Genomic DNA, 17,914 nt, shown 5'->3' on the forward strand with positions numbered 1-17,914 from the left:
CGTGAAGCAGTCAGGGCTGAAGGACGTTCTCCCGCTGTCACCCATGCAGGAGGGCTTCCTCTTCCACGCCCTCTACGACGACCAGGCCGCGGACCTCTACCTCGTGCAGTTCGCCTTCGAACTGCACGGGCCGCTCGACGCGTCCACGCTGCGGACCTCGGCCGAGGCGCTCCTGCGCCGGCACCCCAACCTGAGCGCCGGCTTCCGGATCACCGGCCGCGGCCAGGCCGTCCAGGTGATCCCCCGCCGGTGCGAGCTGCCGTGGGCCGAGGTCGACCTGCGCGACACGCCCGAAGACGCCCGCCCCGAGGCCCTCGCGGCCGTACGGGCGGCCGACCGGGCCCGCCGGTTCGACCTCGCCCGTCCGCCGCTGATGCGCTGCACCCTGGTCCGCCTCGACGAGGAGAAGTACAGCCTCGTCCTGAGCGTCCACCACATCCTCATCGACGGCTGGTCGGTGCCGCTGCTCATGGCCGACCTGCTGGCCCTGTACCGCAACGGCGGCGACGAGAAGGCCCTGCGCCCGGCAGCCCCCTACCGGGACTTCGTGAGCTGGCTGGCCGCGCGGGACCGGGACGGCGCCGAGACCGCCTGGCGCGAGGCCTTCCGCGGGCTCACGGGTCCGACGCTGGTCGCCCCCCGGGCCCGGGACTCGGTGCCCGTGGCCGCGGAGCGCGTCACGCTGGAGGTGCCGCCGGCGCTCGCCTCCGCCCTGACGGCCGTGACGCGAGGGAACGGCCTGACGCTGAACACGGTCTTCCAGGGGGTCTGGGGCCTCCTGATCGGCCGCATGACCGGCCGGGAGGACGTGGTCTTCGGAGCCACCGTCTCGGGCCGTCCGCCCGAGGTCCCCGACGTCGAGAGCATGATCGGCCTCTTCGTCAACACCCTGCCGGTGCGCGTCGGTTTCAGCGCGCACGAGACGGTGCTGAGCGCGCTGTCCCGCCTCCAGGAGCGGCAGAGCGCCCTCATGGACCACCAGCACGTCGGGCTCGCGGAGATCCAGCAACTCGCGGGCCACGGGGAGCTCTTCGATACGCTCGTCGCCTTCGAGAGCTACCCCAGCGACCCCGACGCGCTCCAGGCCGACACCGGCGGGGTGCGCATCGCAGGCGTGCAGACCCACGACGGGACCCACTACCCGCTCACCCTTCTCGTGGTTCCGGCCGAGAGCCTCCTCATACGCCTGGACTTCCAGCCCCACCTCGTCGGCCGGGACACGGCCGAGCAACTCGCCCACCGTCTCCTGGAGATGCTGGAATGCGTGGCCCGCGACCCGCACCAGGCGATCGGCCGGGTCGGCCGGTCCGCTCCCCGGGACGTCGCCACGGCGCCCGGCGGGGACCAGGACACGGCGCGCGAGACCGAGCCGGTCACCCTTCCCGCGATGTTCGAGACGCAGGCCGGGCTCACGTCGGAGGCGGTGGCCATCGCCGGCGGTGACGCACGGATCGACTTCGACGAGCTGAACGTACGGGCCAACCGGCTCGCCCGCCTCCTCGTCCGGCGCGGCGCCGGCCCGGAGGACGTCGTGGCCCTCGCCCTGCCGAAGACCGCCGACACCGTCGTGGCCCTGCTGGCCGTGCTGAAGGCGGGAGCGGCGTGCCTTCCCCTGGCGGCGGACACCCCGCAGGACCGGCTCGCCCGGATCCTCGCCGAGGCCCGGCCCGTCTGCGCCCTCGTCGACTCCAGCACCGCGCTCACGCTCCCCGCGGAGCTGGCGACCGTGGTGCTGGACTCCCCGGAGAACGCCGCGGCGCTGCGGACCGGCCCGGAGACGGACCTCGCGGACGCCGATCGCCGCCGCCCGCTCCTGCCGTCGAACACCGCCTGCATCCTGCCCTCCGCCGACGGCTCCTGCGTCCTGCTGCCCCACACCAACGTCGTGGACCTCGTACAGGACGCCCCCCGCCGGTCCGGCGTCGGCGTCCCCGACCTCTTCACCTCCGGCGTCTCGCCGCTGGCGCTCTTCCCCGCGCTGATGAGCGGCGGAACGATCGAGGCCCGGCCCGGCCTGCCGGCACCGGCTTCCGGGGGACGGTCGGAGGCCACCGGGGCCGCCCCGACCGCACGGCGCACACCGAACATCCGGACGCACGTGCTGGACCACGCCCTCCAGCCGGTGCCGCCCGGCGCGGTGGGCGAGGTGTACCTGAGCGGAACCCGACTGGCACGGGGCTATGCGCACCGGGCCGGTCTGACGGCCGAACGCTTCGTCTGCGACCCCTTCGGAGCTCCCGGCGAGCGGATGTACCGGACCGGCGAGCTCGTTCGCCGCACGTCCGCGGGAGCCCTGGAGCCCGTACGCCGCTCCGGCGATCCGGCGGCCGCACCCACGACGGACACGACGGACACGACGGCGCCCGCATCGCCGCAGTCCGCCGTCCCCCGGGAGGGCCGCGCGCCGCGGACCCCCCAGGAGGAGGTCCTGTGCGGCCTGTTCGCCGAGGTCCTCGGCCTGCCGCGGGTCGGTGTCGACGAGGACTTCTTCGACCTCGGCGGCCACTCCCTCCTGGCCACCCGGCTCACCAGCCGCATCCGTTCCACCCTCGGCGTGGACCTCAACGTCCGCGCGCTGTTCGACGCACCGACGGTGGCGGCCCTCGCGCACGTGCTCCGCACCGGCCGGTCGGCCGCCGACCCCCTCACGGCGTCGACGAGGCCCGAACGCGTACCGCTTTCCTTCGCCCAGCGCCGCCTGTGGTTCCTCAACCACTTCGACGGGGCCAACCCCGCCCTCAACATCGCGCCGGCCCTCAGGGTGTCCGGGCACCTGGACCCGGAGGCGCTGGAACTGGCGCTCCTCGACGTCATGGAGCGCCACGAGAGCCTGCGCACGGTCTTCCCCGAGACGGCCGACGGACCCCATCAGGTCGTCCTGGGCCGCGAGGCCCTGCCCACTCGCCTGCGCATCACCGACGTCCCGGAAGCCGAACTGCCCCGGGCCCTCGCCGAGGCCGCACGGCACACCTTCGACCTCGCCACCGAGCCCCCGGTGCTGCCCACGCTCTTCCGGACCGGCCCGCAGGAGCACGTCCTGCTCTTCCTCCTGCACCACATCGCCGGGGACGGATGGTCCCTCGCGCCGCTCGCGCACGACCTCGCCGAGGCGTACGCCGCCCGGTGCGACGGCCGCGCGCCGTCCTGGTCGCCGCTGCCGGTCCAGTACGCCGACTACGCCCTGTGGCAGCGCCGGACGCTCGGGGACGAGGCGGACCCGGACAGCCCGCTCGCCCGCCAACTGGACTTCTGGACCACGGCCCTGGACGGCCTCCCGGAGAACCTGAACCTGCCCGCCGACCGGCCGCGCCCCGCCGTCGCGAGCTTCCGGGCGGACGCGGTGCCCTTCCGGCTCGACGCCGGACTCCACCAGAAGCTGTGGGACCTGGCGCGCAGCAACCGGGCCAGCCTGTTCATGGTGGTCCAGGCCGGTCTGGCGGCACTGCTGACCCGTCTGGGGGCGGGTACGGACATCCCCGTCGGCAGCCCGATCGCCGGCCGCACCGACGACGCCCTGGACGACCTGGTGGGGCTCTTCGTCAACACGCTCGTCCTGCGTACGGACACCTCCGGCGACCCCGGCTTCCGTGAGTTGATCAAGCGTGTACGGGCTGCCGACCTGGCCGCCTACGCGCACCAGGACCTGCCCTTCGAGCGGCTCGTGGAAGCGCTCAACCCGGCGCGCACGTCCTCGTACCAGCCCCTCGTCCAGGTCATGCTGGCCTTCCAGAACAACACCCGGCCGGTCTTCCGGCTGCCCGGGGCGGACGCCCGCCTGGAACCGGTCGACCTCGGACTCTCCCAGTTCGAACTCTCGGTGCACCTCAGCGAGAACCGGACCGAGGAGGGCAAGGCCGCAGGCGTCGAGGGCTGGATCCAGTACAGCACCGACCTGTTCGACGAGGAGACCGCGCGGCGCATCGGCGAGCGTTTCGTGCGACTGCTCACCGCCGTCACGGACGAGCCGGACCTGCCCCTCAGCCAGGTCGAGGTGGTCGCCCCGGCCGAACGCCTGCAGATCCTGGGGGAGTGGAACGAAACCGGCGAGCCGGTGCCGGCCACCCGCCTGCACACGATCTTCGAACGGCACGTCGCCGCAACGCCCGCCGCGACCGCTCTGGTGTCCGGCGAGGACGCGTACTCGTACGCGGAACTGAACGCCGCCGCCAACCGCATGGCGCACCTGCTGCTCGCACGGGGCGTGGGTCCGGAGCGGATCGTCGCCCTCGCGCTGCCCCGCTCCGCCGAGCTCATCGTGGCCGTACTGGCCGTGCTCAAGACCGGAGCCTCCTACCTCCCGGTCGACCCCGACTACCCGGACGACCGGATCGCCTTCATGCTGTCCGACGCCGCTCCCGCCCACGTCGTCGCGGACACCGGCACCGGATACGTGCCCCCCGCGGTGCTCGGGTTCCCGGGGCTGCTGGACCTCGCGGAGTGCCGTCAGGCCCTGGCCGGGTACCCGGCGCAGGACCCGGCCGTGGAGACCGGGCCGGCCACCCCGGCCTACGTGATCTACACCTCGGGCTCCACGGGCCGGCCGAAGGGCGTCCTGGTCACCCACTCGGGCATCGCCGCCTTCGCCGCCGCCGAGGTGGAGCGATTCCGCGTCGAGCCGGCGAGCCGGGTCCTCCAGCTCGCGTCACCCAGTTTCGACGCGTCGGTGCTGGAGATCTGCATGGCCTTCGCCGCGGGGGCGACCCTCGTCGTCGCGCCGCACGGTCCGCTGGCGGGCCGCGAACTGGCCGAGCTGCTGGCCGGACAGGCCGTCAGTCACGCGTTCATCTCCCCGGCCGCCCTGGCGAGCATGCCGGAGTGCGAACTGCCCTCGCTCGCCACCCTCGTGGTCGGCGGCGACGCGTGCTCCCCGGCCCTCGTGGCGAGGTGGTCGCGGGGCCGCAGGATGATCAACGCCTACGGACCCACCGAGTCCACCGTGGCCGCCACGATGAGCGAGCCGCTGGCCGGCGCCGGAGCGCCCCCGATCGGCCGCCCCGTTCCGGGCAGCCGCGTCTACGTCCTGGACTCCGCACTCCAGCCGGTGCCCGCCAACGTGGTGGGCGAGCTGTACATCGCCGGCTCCGGTCTCGCCCGCGGCTACCTGCACCGCTCCGCACTGACCGCCGAACGCTTCGTCGCCGACCCCTTCGGCCCGGCAGGCTCCCGCATGTACCGCACGGGAGACATGGCGCGCTGGACGGCCGGCGGCCAACTGGAGTTCGCCGGGCGCGCCGACCACCAGCTGAAGCTCAGGGGATTCCGCATCGAGCCCGGCGAGATCGAAGCCGTGCTGGAGCAGGACCCGAGGGTGGCCCAGGCCGTGGTGGTCCTCCGCGAGGACCCGCCGGGTGACCAGCGCCTCGTGGCGTACGTGGCCCGCCGCTCCGCGTCGGAGCCGCTCGACCCGGCGGAACTGCGCGCCCGGGCGGCCGGAGGCCTCCCCGGCCACATGGTGCCGGCCGCGTTCGTCGTCCTGGACGCGCTCCCGTCGACCGCCAGCGGCAAACTCGACCGCAAGGCCCTTCCGGTCCCCGCCCCGCAGGAGCGGCCGGCCGGCCGGCAGGCCCGCACACCCCGCGAGGAGATCCTCTGCGCCCTGTTCGCCGAGGTCCTCGGCCGGGAGGGCGTCGGCATCGACGACGACTTCTTCCTCCTGGGCGGGCACTCGCTGCTCGCGACCCGTCTGACGGCACGGATCCGCGCCACCTTCGGCGTGGACCTGGCGATCCGGCTCCTCTTCGACGCCCCCACCGTCGCCGGACTGGTGGCGCGGCTGGACGAGGCGGACGAAGCGCCGCCCGCGCTGCGTCCCGTACGGCGACCGGAGACCGTTCCGCTCTCCTTCGCGCAGCGCCGCATGTGGCTGCTGCACCGGATCGAAGGCCCCAGCCCCACCTACAACATCCCGCTGGTGCTGCGGCTGTCCGGGGCACTGGACCGGGAGGCCCTGGCAGCCGCCCTGCGCGGGGTGACCGAGCGGCACGAGAGCCTGCGCACGGTCTTCCCCGAGACCGACGGCGTCCCCTGCCAGCAGGTCCTGGACGTCTCCGACGCCTGGGGCGGGCTGCACACGGTGCACACGACCGCCGACGCCCTGCCGGGCCTGCTCGCGGACGCGGTGTCCCACTCCTTCGACCTCGCCACCACCCCGCCCGTGCGGACCAGCCTGTTCGCACTCGCGCCGGACGACCACGTCCTGACCCTCCTCATCCATCACATCGCCGGCGACGGATCCTCCCTCGCTCCGCTGGCCCGCGACCTGGCCGAGGCCTACCGGGCCCGGACGGCCGGCGAGGCGCCGCAGTGGGACCCGCTCCCCGTGCAGTACGCCGACTACACCCTCTGGCAGGACGAGTTCCTCGGCGACGAGAGCGACCCCGGCAGTCGTGCCGCGCGCCAACTCGCGTACTGGAGGGACGCGCTGGCCGGTGTGCCCGAGAGCCTGCGGCTGCCGGCGGCACGCCCCAGGCCTCCCGTGGCGAGCTACCGGGGCGACATGCTGGACCTGAGCCTGTCGCCCGAACTGCACGCGGGGCTGCTCGGGCTGGCGCGGGAGACCGGCACGAGCCTGTTCATGATCCTGCAGGCCGCGCTCGCCGCCCTGCTGACCCGGATGGGGGCCGGAACCGACATCCCGATCGGCACCCCCGTCGCCGGCCGGACCGACGAGGCGCTGCACGACCTGGTGGGGTTCTTCGCGAACACCCTGGTGCTGCGTACGGACACCTCGGGCGATCCCGGCTTCCTGGAGCTGCTGGAGCGGGTCCGCGACACGGACCTGGCCGCGCACGCACATCAGGACGTGCCCTTCGAGCGGCTCGTGGAAGCGCTCAATCCCATCCGGTCGCAGGCCCATCAGCCTTTGTTCCAGGTGCTGTTGGTGCTGCAGAACATGGTCACCCCCGACTTCGAGCTCGCCGGCCTGGGCATGGCGGTGGAGCCCATGGGGACGCACACCGCCAAGTTCGACCTCTCCTTCTTCTTCCGGGAGCAGCTCTCCGCCGACGGAACCCTCGAAGGAGTGGCCGGATTCGTCGAGTTCGCCACGGACCTCTTCGACCGCGAGGACGTGGCCACGCTGGGCATGCGCCTGGAGCGGCTGCTGGCGGCGGCGGTGGCGGACCCGGCGCTGCCGATCGGACGGTACGAGGTGCTGGTCCCGGGCGAGCGCGAGGAACTCCTCGCGGCCGGCACGGGCAGTGGAAGTGGCACCGGCAGCGGCACGCAGGCGCCGGCCCCGGCCGACGGCCTGGCCGCGCTCTTCGAGCGACAGGTGGCGCTGACCCCCTCGGCGGTGGCCGTGGAGGCCGACGGCGCGACCCTGACGTACGCGGAGCTGAACGCACGGGCCAATCGCCTGGCCCACCGGCTCGTCGAGGCCGGCGTGACGGCGGAAGCCCGGGTCGCCCTGCGCCTGGAGCGGCCCCTGGACCTGATGGCGGCCGCGGTGGCGGTGGCCAAGGCGGGAGGCGCGTACGTGACCCTGGCCGGGTCCGCTCCGGCGCCCCGATGGCAGGCCGTCCTCACGGCGGCGGACGCCCGGCTGGTACTCGTCGACCGGCCCGGTACCGGGACGGACGGTACGGCGAACCCGCCGGAGCTGCTCATCGACGACGAGGCGGACGGCGGCCGTACGGCCGACCTCGGGCTCGTGGTCGAGCCGGACCGGCTCGCCTGCGTGCGGTACGTGTCGGGGACGGCGGGGCCCAAGGGCATCGCCTTCACCCACCGCGACATGGCGGGCCCCGTCACGGACGGGGGTCCGGTGACGCACCGGGGCCGGACGATCCTCCTCCCCGCGCACGTGCAAGCGGGACCGACGGCGCAATGGTGGGCACCCCTGCTCTCCGGCGGACGGCTGACGGTGGCGCCCGCAGGCGACACGGCCGTCGATGCCCTGACGGCCCTGCCGGCCGGCACCCCGGTCGAGCGACTGGTGATGTCGGCGGAGGAGTTCGAGCTCGTCGCGGAGCGGCGGCCCGACCTGCTCGCGGAGGTCCCGTACGTGGCGGCGGGCGGCGGCGTGCTCTCGGCGGAAGCCGTGGAGAGGGTCGCGGCCGCCTGCCCGGGGACGACGGTCGCCCACGGCTACGGCCTGGCGGAGGCCGCGGGCCCCGTCACGCACCAGGTGCCGAACGACGGGCCGGTGCCTGGCGACGGGCCGGTGTCCGGCGACGGGCCCGTGTCCGGCCGGTCGGTGCCGATGGGCCGTCCGCTCGCCGGCCGCCGGGTGCACGTGCTGGATGCGCGGCTGCGCCCCGTCCCGCGGGGCGTTCCCGGAGAGCTCTACGTGGCGGGCCCCGGGGTGGCCCGCGGCTATCACGGCGTGCCGGGCGAGACCGCCGAGCGCTTCGTGGCCGATCCCTCGGGCCCCCCGGGCGCGCGGATGCACCGCACCGGTGACCTGGTCCGCTGGGGAAGCGGGAACGTGCTCGAGTTCATCGGGCGTACGGACGACCGGACGCACGTCCGGGGCATGCGGGTCGAGCCCGCCGAGGTCGAATCGGTACTCGCCCGGACCCCGGGGGTCGCCGGCGCGGCCGTGGCCGCACGGACGGACGCGGCCGGAGTCCGGCGCCTCGTCGGGTACGTGGTCCCCGAGGACGGCGCGGGCGCCCGGGACGGTCTCGTGAGCAGCGTCCGGGAGACGGCGCGCGGCCTCCTGCCGGAGTACCTCGTGCCGGAGGTCCTCATGGTCGTGGACCGCCTTCCCCTCGACGAGGAAGGCGCCCTGGACCGGGCGGTGTTGCCGGTACCCGACTCCGGTGGCGGCCGCAGCGACCGCACACCCCGAACGGCGCGGGAGCAGATCCTGTGCGAGCTGTTCGCCGAGGTGCTCGGAGTGGACCGGGTAGGTCTGGAGGACGACTTCTTCGAACTCGGAGGCCACTCGTTCGCCGCGACCCGCCTCATGGGCAAGGTGCGTGTGGCGCTCGGTGCGGACCTCTCGCTGCGCCACCTCTTCGAGAACCCCACGCCCGCCGCGCTGGCCGGACAGCTGGACGAGGTCGCGCATCACGATGCCTTTGACGTCCTTCTTCCTTTGCGCACCAGCGGCGAACTCCCGCCCCTTTTCTGCATGCATCCGGCCGGTGGTCTGAGCTGGTGCTATTCTGGGCTCGTTCCGCATGTGGGAAAGGATCGACCGATATACGGTCTCCAATCCCCGCGGCTGGCCGATGACGGCCGGCTTCCCGAGGACATAGCGGAATCCGCCGTCGAGTACGTGGACAGGATCCGAAAGGTCCAGCCGAACGGCCCCTATCATCTGCTGGGCTGGTCATTCGGCGGGCATCTGGCCTACGCCATGGCCACCGAATTGCAGCGGCAGGGCGAAGAAGTCGCACTCCTGGCCCTCATGGACGCATTCCCGGTCCAGGACGAGGCGATGTTCCACGTGCCCGAGGACGAAGTGCTCCCGGCGCTGTTCCAGGTCGTGATGCGGGAACTCGATCACACCAAGGGCGAATTGCTCCAGGGTAATCTGCTGATGGAGACGATCCGCCGAGAAGGCGGCGTCCTGGGTGAGCTGCAAGAATCCCACCTGGAAGCGGTAAAGGAAATCTGCCTGAACAGCATGAGGCAGCTTCGCATCTTCGAACCCGACCGTTTCCGTGGTGACATGCTCTTCTTCACCGCACTGCAAGGGCGAACCGAGAAGTCATTCGGACACGACGCCTGGGGCCCGCACGTCGACGGTCGCATCGACAACCACGATCTCGACTGCGATCACGGTGGAATGACCCAGCCGCGCATGATCGCCCGTATCGGAAAAATCGTCGCCGCCGCCCTGCGCGGCGAAACGAACTGACAAGAACGACCAGAAGGCGAGAACACCATGAGCAACCCGTTCGAGAAGGAAGACGGCGTGTACGTCGTGCTGACCAACGACGAGGGCCAGCACTCCCTCTGGCCGGCCTTCGCGGACATCCCGGCCGGCTGGACGACCGTCTTCGGCGAGGCCGACCGGGCGGCGTGCCTCGACTACGTCGACGAACACTGGACCGATCTGCGCCCCACGTCGCTGATCCGCGCCATGGCCCTCCACGAGAAGTAGCGGGAACATGGCAGCGAGTCGTGAGAATGCGGTCCGTGAATACTACGAACGTGTGGACGCGGCCGACTACGAGGCGGTCTTCGACATGTTCTGCGAAGACCTGATCTACGAGCGTGGCGGCACCGAAACGATCGTCGGAATGGACGAATTCAAACGCTTCTATCTGGCCGACAGGATCATCGATTCCGGTCGGCACGAGGTGGCCTCGATCGTGGAGAACGGAAACTGGGTGGCCGCCCGCGGAGTGTTCACCGGCCGGCTGAAGAGTTCCGAGGAAGTGTCCGTCAACTGGGCGGACTTCCACCTCTTCCGCGGCGGGAAGATATGGCGCCGGTACACCTACTTCGCCGATCGGGCGATATGAACACGGGAAGGAAGTCCACAGCATGACTGCACGGTCAGGACCGCGCACGGAGGATGTCGTCGGGGTCGGATTCGGCCCTTCGAACCTCGCCCTCGCGATCGCCCTGGAAGAATCGGCAGGATCGAATGCGGGAAACACCGCCATCGGCATGCGGTTCTTCGAGCGGCAGCAGGAGTTCGGCTGGCACCGTGGCATGCTGATGGAAGGTGCGACCATGCAGGTCTCCTTCCTGAAGGACCTTGCGACGATGCGCAATCCCGTCAGCGCCTACACCTTCGTCTCCTACCTCAAGGCGAAGGACCGGATGGCCGAATTCATCAACGGCAAGACGCTGTTCCCGCTCCGGGTCGAGTTCCACGACTACCTGGAATGGGTCGCCGAACAGTTCACCTCGGTGGTGTCGTACGCATCCGATATCACCGGAATCCGCCCGGTGGTCGAGAACGGTGCGGTGGAATACCTCGACATCCTCGCCCGTACGTCTCCCGACGCCGCCCCGACCGTCGTGAGCCGCGCCCGCAACGTGGTGATCGGCGCGGGACTCTCGCCCAGGATGCCGGCAGGGGTCGTGGAGAGCGACCGCATCTGGCACAGCTCCCGACTGCTGCACCGCGCGGCCGCCCTGACCCGTACGCCCCGCACCTTCGTGGTCGTCGGCTCCGGGCAGAGCGCCGCCGAAGCCGCCGACTACCTGCACCGCACCTTCCCCGACGCCGAGGTCAACGCCGTGCTCTCGCGCTACGGGTACAGCGTCGCCGACGACAGTCCGTTCGTGAACGGCATCTTCGACCCGGACGCCGTGGGCCAGTTCTACTCCGCGCCCCAGGACGTGAAGCAGACGCTGATCGACTACCACGGCAACACCAACTACTCGGTGGTCGACCTCGATCTGTCGCAAGAGCTCTACCGTCGCGTCTACCAGGAGAAGGTCCTGGGGACCCGCAGGTTCAACATGATCAACACCGCGCGGGCCACCGCCGTGGAGGAACACCCGGGCGGCGTGCGCGTGACCGTCGACTCCCTCGCGGGCGACTCGTCCCGGGTCATCGACGCGGACGTGGTCGTCTACGCCACCGGCTACCGCCCGAGCGACCCGCTGCCCCTCCTCGGGGAACTGCTCGCCGATTGCAAGCGGGACGGTGAGGGCCGGCTCGTGGTGGGGCGGGACTACCGCGTCACGACGTCGGACGCGGTCCGCTGCGGGATCTACCTCCAGGGCGCGAGCACGGAGCACTCCCACGGTCTCGCCGCCGGCCTCCTGTCCAACACCGCGGTCCGCTCCGGAGAGATCGCCGCTTCCATCCTCAAGGGATAGTCATGTACGTACCGTCCATCTATCAGCCCGAAGACCGCGGCTGGCTCCGCCGCATCATCCGGCGCTACCCCCTGGCCACCCTGATCACCAACGGGGACCAGGTGCCGTACGCCACGCACCTGCCGGTGATCTTCTCGCCCGAGGACGCCTCGGGAACCGGGGGCCCCGAGGGTGCCACGCTGCTGGGGCACATGAACAAGGCCAACTCGCACTGGGACTCCCTGAGCGACGGCGCCGGCGCCCAGCTCATCTTCACCGGGCCGCACGGATACATCACCCCCACCCTCTACCGGACCACGCCGGCGGCGCCGACCTGGAACTTCGTCTCGGTACACGTGCAGGGCAAGCTGCGGCTGCTCCAGAGCATGGAGGAGACCCTCGATGTCGTGCAGTTGACGGTCGCCGCCTACGAGGCGGCCCACGGTGACGGCTGGCAGATGGACGGCTCGCTCGACTACTTCGCCCGGATCGGAACGGCCGTCGGCGGCTTCCGTTTCGAGGTGGAGTCGGCCGACGGCATGTTCAAACTCAGCCAGGAGAAGGAGCCGGAGGTCCGCAGCCGGGTCTCCGAGCGGTTCAGCACGGCCGATGCCGGGCCCAGCCGCGACCTCGGACAGCTGATGCGCGAGTTCTACCTCGACGGCGACCATGCCGCTTGATACCCCGAAAGGCGCCGTGACCTCCGTGCCCTTGAACCTGTGGGGTGGACCTGCCACCCCGAACTGCCTGCTCGATTCGTTCCTGGAGGTCGTGTCCGAACGGCCCGACGCGGTGGCCGTCGTCGAGGGGGACACCGAGTTCACCTACGCCCGGCTCCGGGACTGGGCGGGAGCGGTGGCCGAACTCCTCGTCGCCCAGGGGATCGGCCCGGAGGACCGCGTGGCCGTGACCGGCCCGCGGAGCGCCGCGGTGGTCGCCGCCTTCCTCGGCACGGTCGCGATCGGCGCCACGTACGTCCCGCTCGACCCGGAGTACCCGGTGCAGCGCCTCGCCCACATGCTGAACGACAGCGCCGCCAAGGTGCTGCTGTACACCGGGGACGAGCCCGGGTTCGAGACCTCGGCGACCCTGGTCCGGATCCCGGAGCCGGGATCGGTGCCGGCTGACCTCCCGTGGCGACCGGTCGCGTGCCGCCCCGACCTCCCCGTCTACGTCATCTACACCTCCGGCACCACGGGGTGGCCGAAGGGCGTGAGCATTCCGCACAGTTGCCTGGACGGCATGGCCGCATGGCAGACGGAGCACTCGGTCCGGCGCGACCTGCGCACCGGTCAGTTCGCACCCCTCAACTTCGACGTCTGCTTCCAGGAGGTCCTCGGCACGCTCTGCGGGGGAGGCACCCTCGTCATCGTGCCCGAGAAGCTGCGGCGGGACGCCTTCTCCCTGCTGGACTGGCTGGGCGAGAACCGGATCGAGCGGCTCTTCCTGCCCTACCTCGCCCTCAACATGCTCGCCGTCGCGGCCTCGGCGGAGGACTCCCTGGACCACCTGGCCCTCGCGGAGATCAACACGGCCGGCGAGCAGTTCGTCTGCACCGGCCCGATCCGTGAGTTCTTCGAGCGGCTGCCGGCCTGCCGGCTCAACAACCACTACGGCCAGAGCGAGTCGGCGATGGTCACGGCCCACACCCTCACCGGTTCCCCCTCGACCTGGCCGGCGCTGCCTCCGATCGGCACCCCCCTGCCGGGGTGCGAGCTCCTGATCGACGCCGTGGACCCGGCCGAGCCCGAAGTGGGCGAACTGCTCGTGGCAGGCCTGCCGTTGTCGCTCGGCTACCTCAACCAGGAGCAGCTCAACGCGGAACGCTTCGTCACCATCGACCCGTCCCCTCAGGGCCACACCCGGGCGTTCCGCACAGGCGACCTGGTCCGGCTCGACGACGGCGTGCTGCAGTTCCTGAGCAGGCGCGACCACGACGTCAAGATCCGCGGCTTCCGCGTCAACCTGCTGGAGGTCGACGTCTGGCTGCTCGAACAGTCCGGCGTGGTCGAAGCCGCCTGTGTCGCCGTCGAAACGGCCGAAGGCTCCCGCACCCTCCGCGCCGTGATCACCGTCGAAGAGGACGCACCGCCCGCCGACACCGGCGAGCTCCTGCGACGGCTCGGCGAGGTACTGCCCGCCCCGGCCGTGCCGGTGTCGATCACCGTGGTCGAGGCACTGCCGCGTACCGCGAGCGGGAAGATCGACCGCCAGCGGATCGGAAAAGACCTCCTCGCGAGCAGTCTGTAGTCCTCTCCGTCCTCTCCGTCTTCTTCATCCGCTCCGCCCTCTTCGCATCCTCGACGCCGCGCCGCGAAACAGGCCTGAGCGTCCCTCCCTTGCGCATCGAGCGCCATCCCCTCATTCCCCGTAGGAGCAAGTCCGTGCCCATCACCGATGCGATCCTCCCGGCCGCCGAGCAGCCCGCCGGCCGTCGCGTGGCCACCCCCCGCCGACTGCTGATGTGCCGGCCCGAGCACTTCGACGTCGTGTACTCCATCAACCCGTGGATGCACCCGGACAAGCCGTGCGACGCGGGCCTGGCGCTCGCCCAGTGGGAGAGGCTGTACGAGCTCTACCGTTCGCTCGGCCACACCGTGGACGTCATCGACCCCATCCCCGGCCTGCCCGACATGGTCTTCGCCGCCAACGGCGCGACCGTGGTGGACGGCAAGGTCCTCGGTGCCCGCTTCCGTCACGCCGAACGGACCGCCGAAGGTCCCGCCTACCTTTCCTGGCTCCACGACCAGGGCTTCGACCAGGTGCTGTGGCCCGAGTTCATCAACGAGGGCGAGGGCGACTACCTCCTGGCCGGCCGTCGCCTCCTGGCGGGAACCGGCTTCCGCACCGACCCGCGTTCCCACGCGGAGGCCCAGGAGTTCTTCGGTGTCCCCGTCACGGGCCTGACCCTGGTCAACCCCAACCACTACCACCTGGACACCGCCCTCGCGGTGCTCTCGGACACCGAGATCATGTACTACCCGGAGGCCTTCTCGCCCGGCAGCCGGGCCGTCCTGGAAGAGCTCTTCCCCGACGCGATCCTGGCCTCTCCCGAGGACGCGGCGGTCTTCGGCCTCAACGCCTTCAGCGACGGCTTCAACGTGATCATGCCCGAGGCCGCCACCGGCCTCGCCGAGCAGCTCAGGCAGCGGGGGTTCAACCCGATCGGGGTCGACCTCTCCGAGCTGCTCAAGGCAGGCGGCAGCGCGAAGTGCTGCACGCTGGAACTCCGTTCCCACCGTGCACCGGGTGACTCCCCGGACGCGCGCTCCCGCGAACCGCGGACCGGCACGGAGCGTGCGCTGGCCGCCATCTGGGAGGAGGTCCTCAACTCCCCGCAGGAGGACCGGGAACAGAACTTCTTCAACGCCGGCGGGGATTCGCTGCTCGTGACCCGGGTCGTCCTGCGCGCCCGCAAGACGTGGGGCATCGGCCTGGATGTTCAGGCCGTGCTCGACCACCCCGTGCTGAAGGACCTCGCCGAACAGATCGATCTCCTCGTGCGGTCCGCTCAGACCCCCGCGAAGCCCTGACCCGGAAGGACACCGACGTGGTACGAACGCTGCTGGCCCTGGACTACCCGGGGCGCCGCGCCGAGGCGAAGATCGCCGACCTCGGTCTCGAAGCACACGGATTCGAAGTGGCACATCTGCTGACCGCGCCCCTCCCCGACGAACTGACCGGACGCGCCTACGCGGAGAAGCTCTTCTCCACGCACGGTGTCGCCGACCGGGAGATCGCCGGAGTACTGGCCTACTGCGCCTCGGCTCCGCTGGCGCAGGAACTCGCCCGGCACATGGTGGAGGCCGGGAGCGAAGCGCCCCCGCTCTTCTTCTTCGACGCGGCGCCGCTGACCGCGCAGGACATCACCGACGACTACACGGCCGTCCTCCGGCAGATCGACGCCTCGGGGTTCGAGGAGAGCGGTTCGCAGACGGACGTCGCCTCCCTCATCGGCACTCCCGAAGAGCTCGTGGCGGCCATGCGGGAGGAGATGACCCGGTACGCGAGGAACTCCCTCGCGGAAGACCTCTTCGACGACGAAGAGGTCGCCCTGGCCAGTGAGCAGATCGTACGGGTGTACCTGGACCTGCTGACCCATCAGATCGCCGCCTACCACGGGGCGGCCCCCGCCTGGGGCGGGGACGTGGTGAACATCGTGTCCGCCGGCAACGCGTTCCAGGGGGACTGGCCGGGGGCCCGTGCCACGCGGGTCGTGCGTACGGCGCACGAGCGCGCGAGCCTGCTGGCAGACCCGGCCACCCGCGACACGGTGCTCTCCCTGCTGGCGTGAGCCGGGGCCGGGCGGCCGGGCGCCGCCGCGGGGCCGTGGGTGCCCCCCTCAGCGGAGGGGGGCACCCACGGCCGTTGGCAGGCGGTCCTCGACGACGAACCCGTCGTCGCCCCGGAAGCCGCCTCCATTTTTTCGGGGGCGGGGCAACCATCTCCCGTAGTCGTGAGTCGAACGGGTGGCAGTGGCTCACTCGTAGGACGGTACTGCCGACGCTTCCCGCTCCTGCACGCTCCGGAAGGCATCATGCATGTCAACTAAACGATTCATCACGGCGCTTGGCGTCACCCTCGGTATCACCGCGTCCACGTTCCTCGCCGCCCCGGCAGCGCAGGCCGCGGGCGGGAGTTTGGACGAGGTGTACTACATGACCGCCTCGGTCGGGTCCGACGGGGCGTTTCGCGTCGAGTTCCAGTCAGGCGACGGCTGGCAGATCGGCGACGCCCTCGCCGTCCGGGTGCGGGAGAAGGGCACAAGTGCGGTGGTCGCGCGGGTCGGCGGCATCACCGGCGGCCAGTGTGGGGACGAGTCCTGCAGTTACGCCGAATACAAGTCCGCGCCCGCCAAGCTGGACAAGATGGCCGTCTACGACCTCGAGTTGGTCCGCAACGAGGGCAAGAGCGACGAGGAGGTCAGCACCGCCAAGGGGGTGCTGAACTACGCCCTCAACCCGAAGATCGACGGCTTCAAGTCCTCGCTGCCCTCGCTGTCCTATGACAGCCGTTCGGGGCAGGCCTCGGGCAGGGTGGTCGCGGAGGATCCGAAGACTCGTGAGGTCAAGCCGCTCGTGGGCGCCGGGGTCGAGGTCAACACCTACAGCGGAGAGACCGCGAAGCTGACCACCGACGGGGCGGGACAGTTCGCCAGCCCCTTCGCCTTCCGCGGCGACGAGACGGAGGCCTCTCTGCAGGCTTCGCTCGTGGGCAGCGAGTCGGTGAAGAGCAAGCTGTCCCCGCCGATCCGCAAGCAGGCCACGAAGCTGAACGTGACCTCGCCCGGCGCCACGGTGACCGCACGGTTCGGCACCAAGATCCCCGTGCGCGGCACCCTCACGCGCACGGCCGACGACGGCACGCAGAAGCCCCTGGACGTGGGCCTCGAGGTGACCAAGGACGGCTGCGTCGCCGTATACCGGGAGGACTGCGGCAACGGCGTGAACGGCTTCCGCGTCACGGGCGATGCGAAGATGACGGTCGGCTTCTCCAGTGCCTGGTTCGAGCCCTCGTCCTCTTCCTTCGCCGTGCACGCCACCCACATGAGTGCCTTCGAGGGCCTTGTGGGAAGCGTGGACAAGTACCGGAACATCACCTACAGCGGGAAACTGATCGTCAAGGACGGCACCGTCCCGGCCGGCGCGTCCGCCCGGGTCCACTTCGACTTCTCGGGCGACAACGGCAAGACCTGGACCTACGTCGGCTCCACCACCACCACCTACAACACGCCCTTCACCCTGAAGAACCCGTACTCCTCCGCCAAGCCCGGTCTGTGGCGCCTGCGCCACGGCACCGCGAACGTGGGACCGACCACCAGCCAGACCTTCCAGTTCATCCGCCGGCCTACGCAGATCACGGCTGACGATGTCACGCCCGAGGGCGTGGCCCGCGGTACGACGATCACCGCCAAGGGGCTGCTGACGCACAGGTACAGCACCACCTGGAAGCCGTTCGCCGGTCAGACCGTCCGGATCTACTTCAAGCCGGCAACGCCGGGTGGCGCGTGGAAGCAGCTGGGCACCGCCAAGACCCTGGCCAACGGCACCTTCAGCCGGAAGTTCACCGCGGACCAGGACGGCACCTGGCAGATGCGCTACGAGGACGCCCCCTCGACGCACTACGCGTCCAAGGGCCGTGAGGACTACGTGGACGTGCGCTGAGCCTGCCGACCGACGGGGCCGTGACCCCGACACCA

At 71.1% G+C, this 17,914-nt stretch carries 9 protein-coding genes and 1 pseudogene; all 10 read left to right on the plus strand.

The window, feature by feature from the left end:
- Position 1 precedes the first annotated feature (1 nt).
- Positions 2 to 9,811: an amino acid adenylation domain-containing protein gene (locus ACFRU2_RS19790; protein ID WP_382973670.1), complete on the plus strand. Its 9,810-nt coding sequence runs from the start codon at positions 2 to 4 to the stop codon at positions 9,809 to 9,811.
- Between the two features lie 27 nt (positions 9,812 to 9,838).
- Entirely contained in the window at positions 9,839 to 10,057 is a 219-nt protein-coding gene (locus ACFRU2_RS19795) for an MbtH family protein (protein ID WP_382973671.1), read from the plus strand.
- 7 nt (positions 10,058 to 10,064) lie between these two features.
- On the plus strand, positions 10,065 to 10,421 hold the full coding sequence (locus ACFRU2_RS19800) for a nuclear transport factor 2 family protein (RefSeq protein ID WP_382973673.1): 357 nt from the start codon (positions 10,065 to 10,067) through the stop codon (positions 10,419 to 10,421).
- A 22-nt stretch (positions 10,422 to 10,443) separates the two neighbouring features.
- Entirely contained in the window at positions 10,444 to 11,736 is a 1,293-nt protein-coding gene (locus ACFRU2_RS19805; RefSeq protein WP_382973676.1) for a lysine N(6)-hydroxylase/L-ornithine N(5)-oxygenase family protein, read from the plus strand.
- A gap of 2 nt (positions 11,737 to 11,738) precedes the next feature.
- Complete coding sequence (locus ACFRU2_RS19810; protein WP_382973679.1) at positions 11,739 to 12,395, plus strand: FMN-binding negative transcriptional regulator; 657 nt, start codon at positions 11,739 to 11,741, stop codon at positions 12,393 to 12,395.
- A 25-nt stretch (positions 12,396 to 12,420) separates the two neighbouring features.
- The gene (locus ACFRU2_RS19815; RefSeq protein ID WP_382973681.1) at positions 12,421 to 13,965 is read left to right on the plus strand and encodes an AMP-binding protein; all 1,545 of its coding nucleotides are present in this window, start codon (positions 12,421 to 12,423) and stop codon (positions 13,963 to 13,965) included.
- Between the two features lie 212 nt (positions 13,966 to 14,177).
- Positions 14,178 to 14,948: pseudogene (gene ddaH / locus ACFRU2_RS19820) on the plus strand (dimethylargininase); the annotation flags it as partial.
- 78 nt (positions 14,949 to 15,026) lie between these two features.
- The gene (locus ACFRU2_RS19825; RefSeq protein WP_382974023.1) at positions 15,027 to 15,248 is read left to right on the plus strand and encodes a phosphopantetheine-binding protein; all 222 of its coding nucleotides are present in this window, start codon (positions 15,027 to 15,029) and stop codon (positions 15,246 to 15,248) included.
- Between the two features lie 17 nt (positions 15,249 to 15,265).
- Entirely contained in the window at positions 15,266 to 16,009 is a 744-nt protein-coding gene (locus tag ACFRU2_RS19830) for a hypothetical protein (protein WP_382973683.1), read from the plus strand.
- Positions 16,010 to 16,256: 247 nt separating this feature from the next.
- Positions 16,257 to 17,879 (plus strand): hypothetical protein, encoded by a 1,623-nt coding sequence (locus tag ACFRU2_RS19835; RefSeq protein ID WP_382973685.1) that lies wholly within the window; start codon positions 16,257 to 16,259, stop codon positions 17,877 to 17,879.
- The last annotated feature ends 35 nt before the right edge of the window (positions 17,880 to 17,914 follow it).

It is taken from the genome of Streptomyces sp. NPDC056883 (assembly GCF_042788835.1).
GTDB classification, from domain to species: Bacteria; Actinomycetota; Actinomycetes; order Streptomycetales; family Streptomycetaceae; genus Streptomyces; species Streptomyces stoeckheimensis.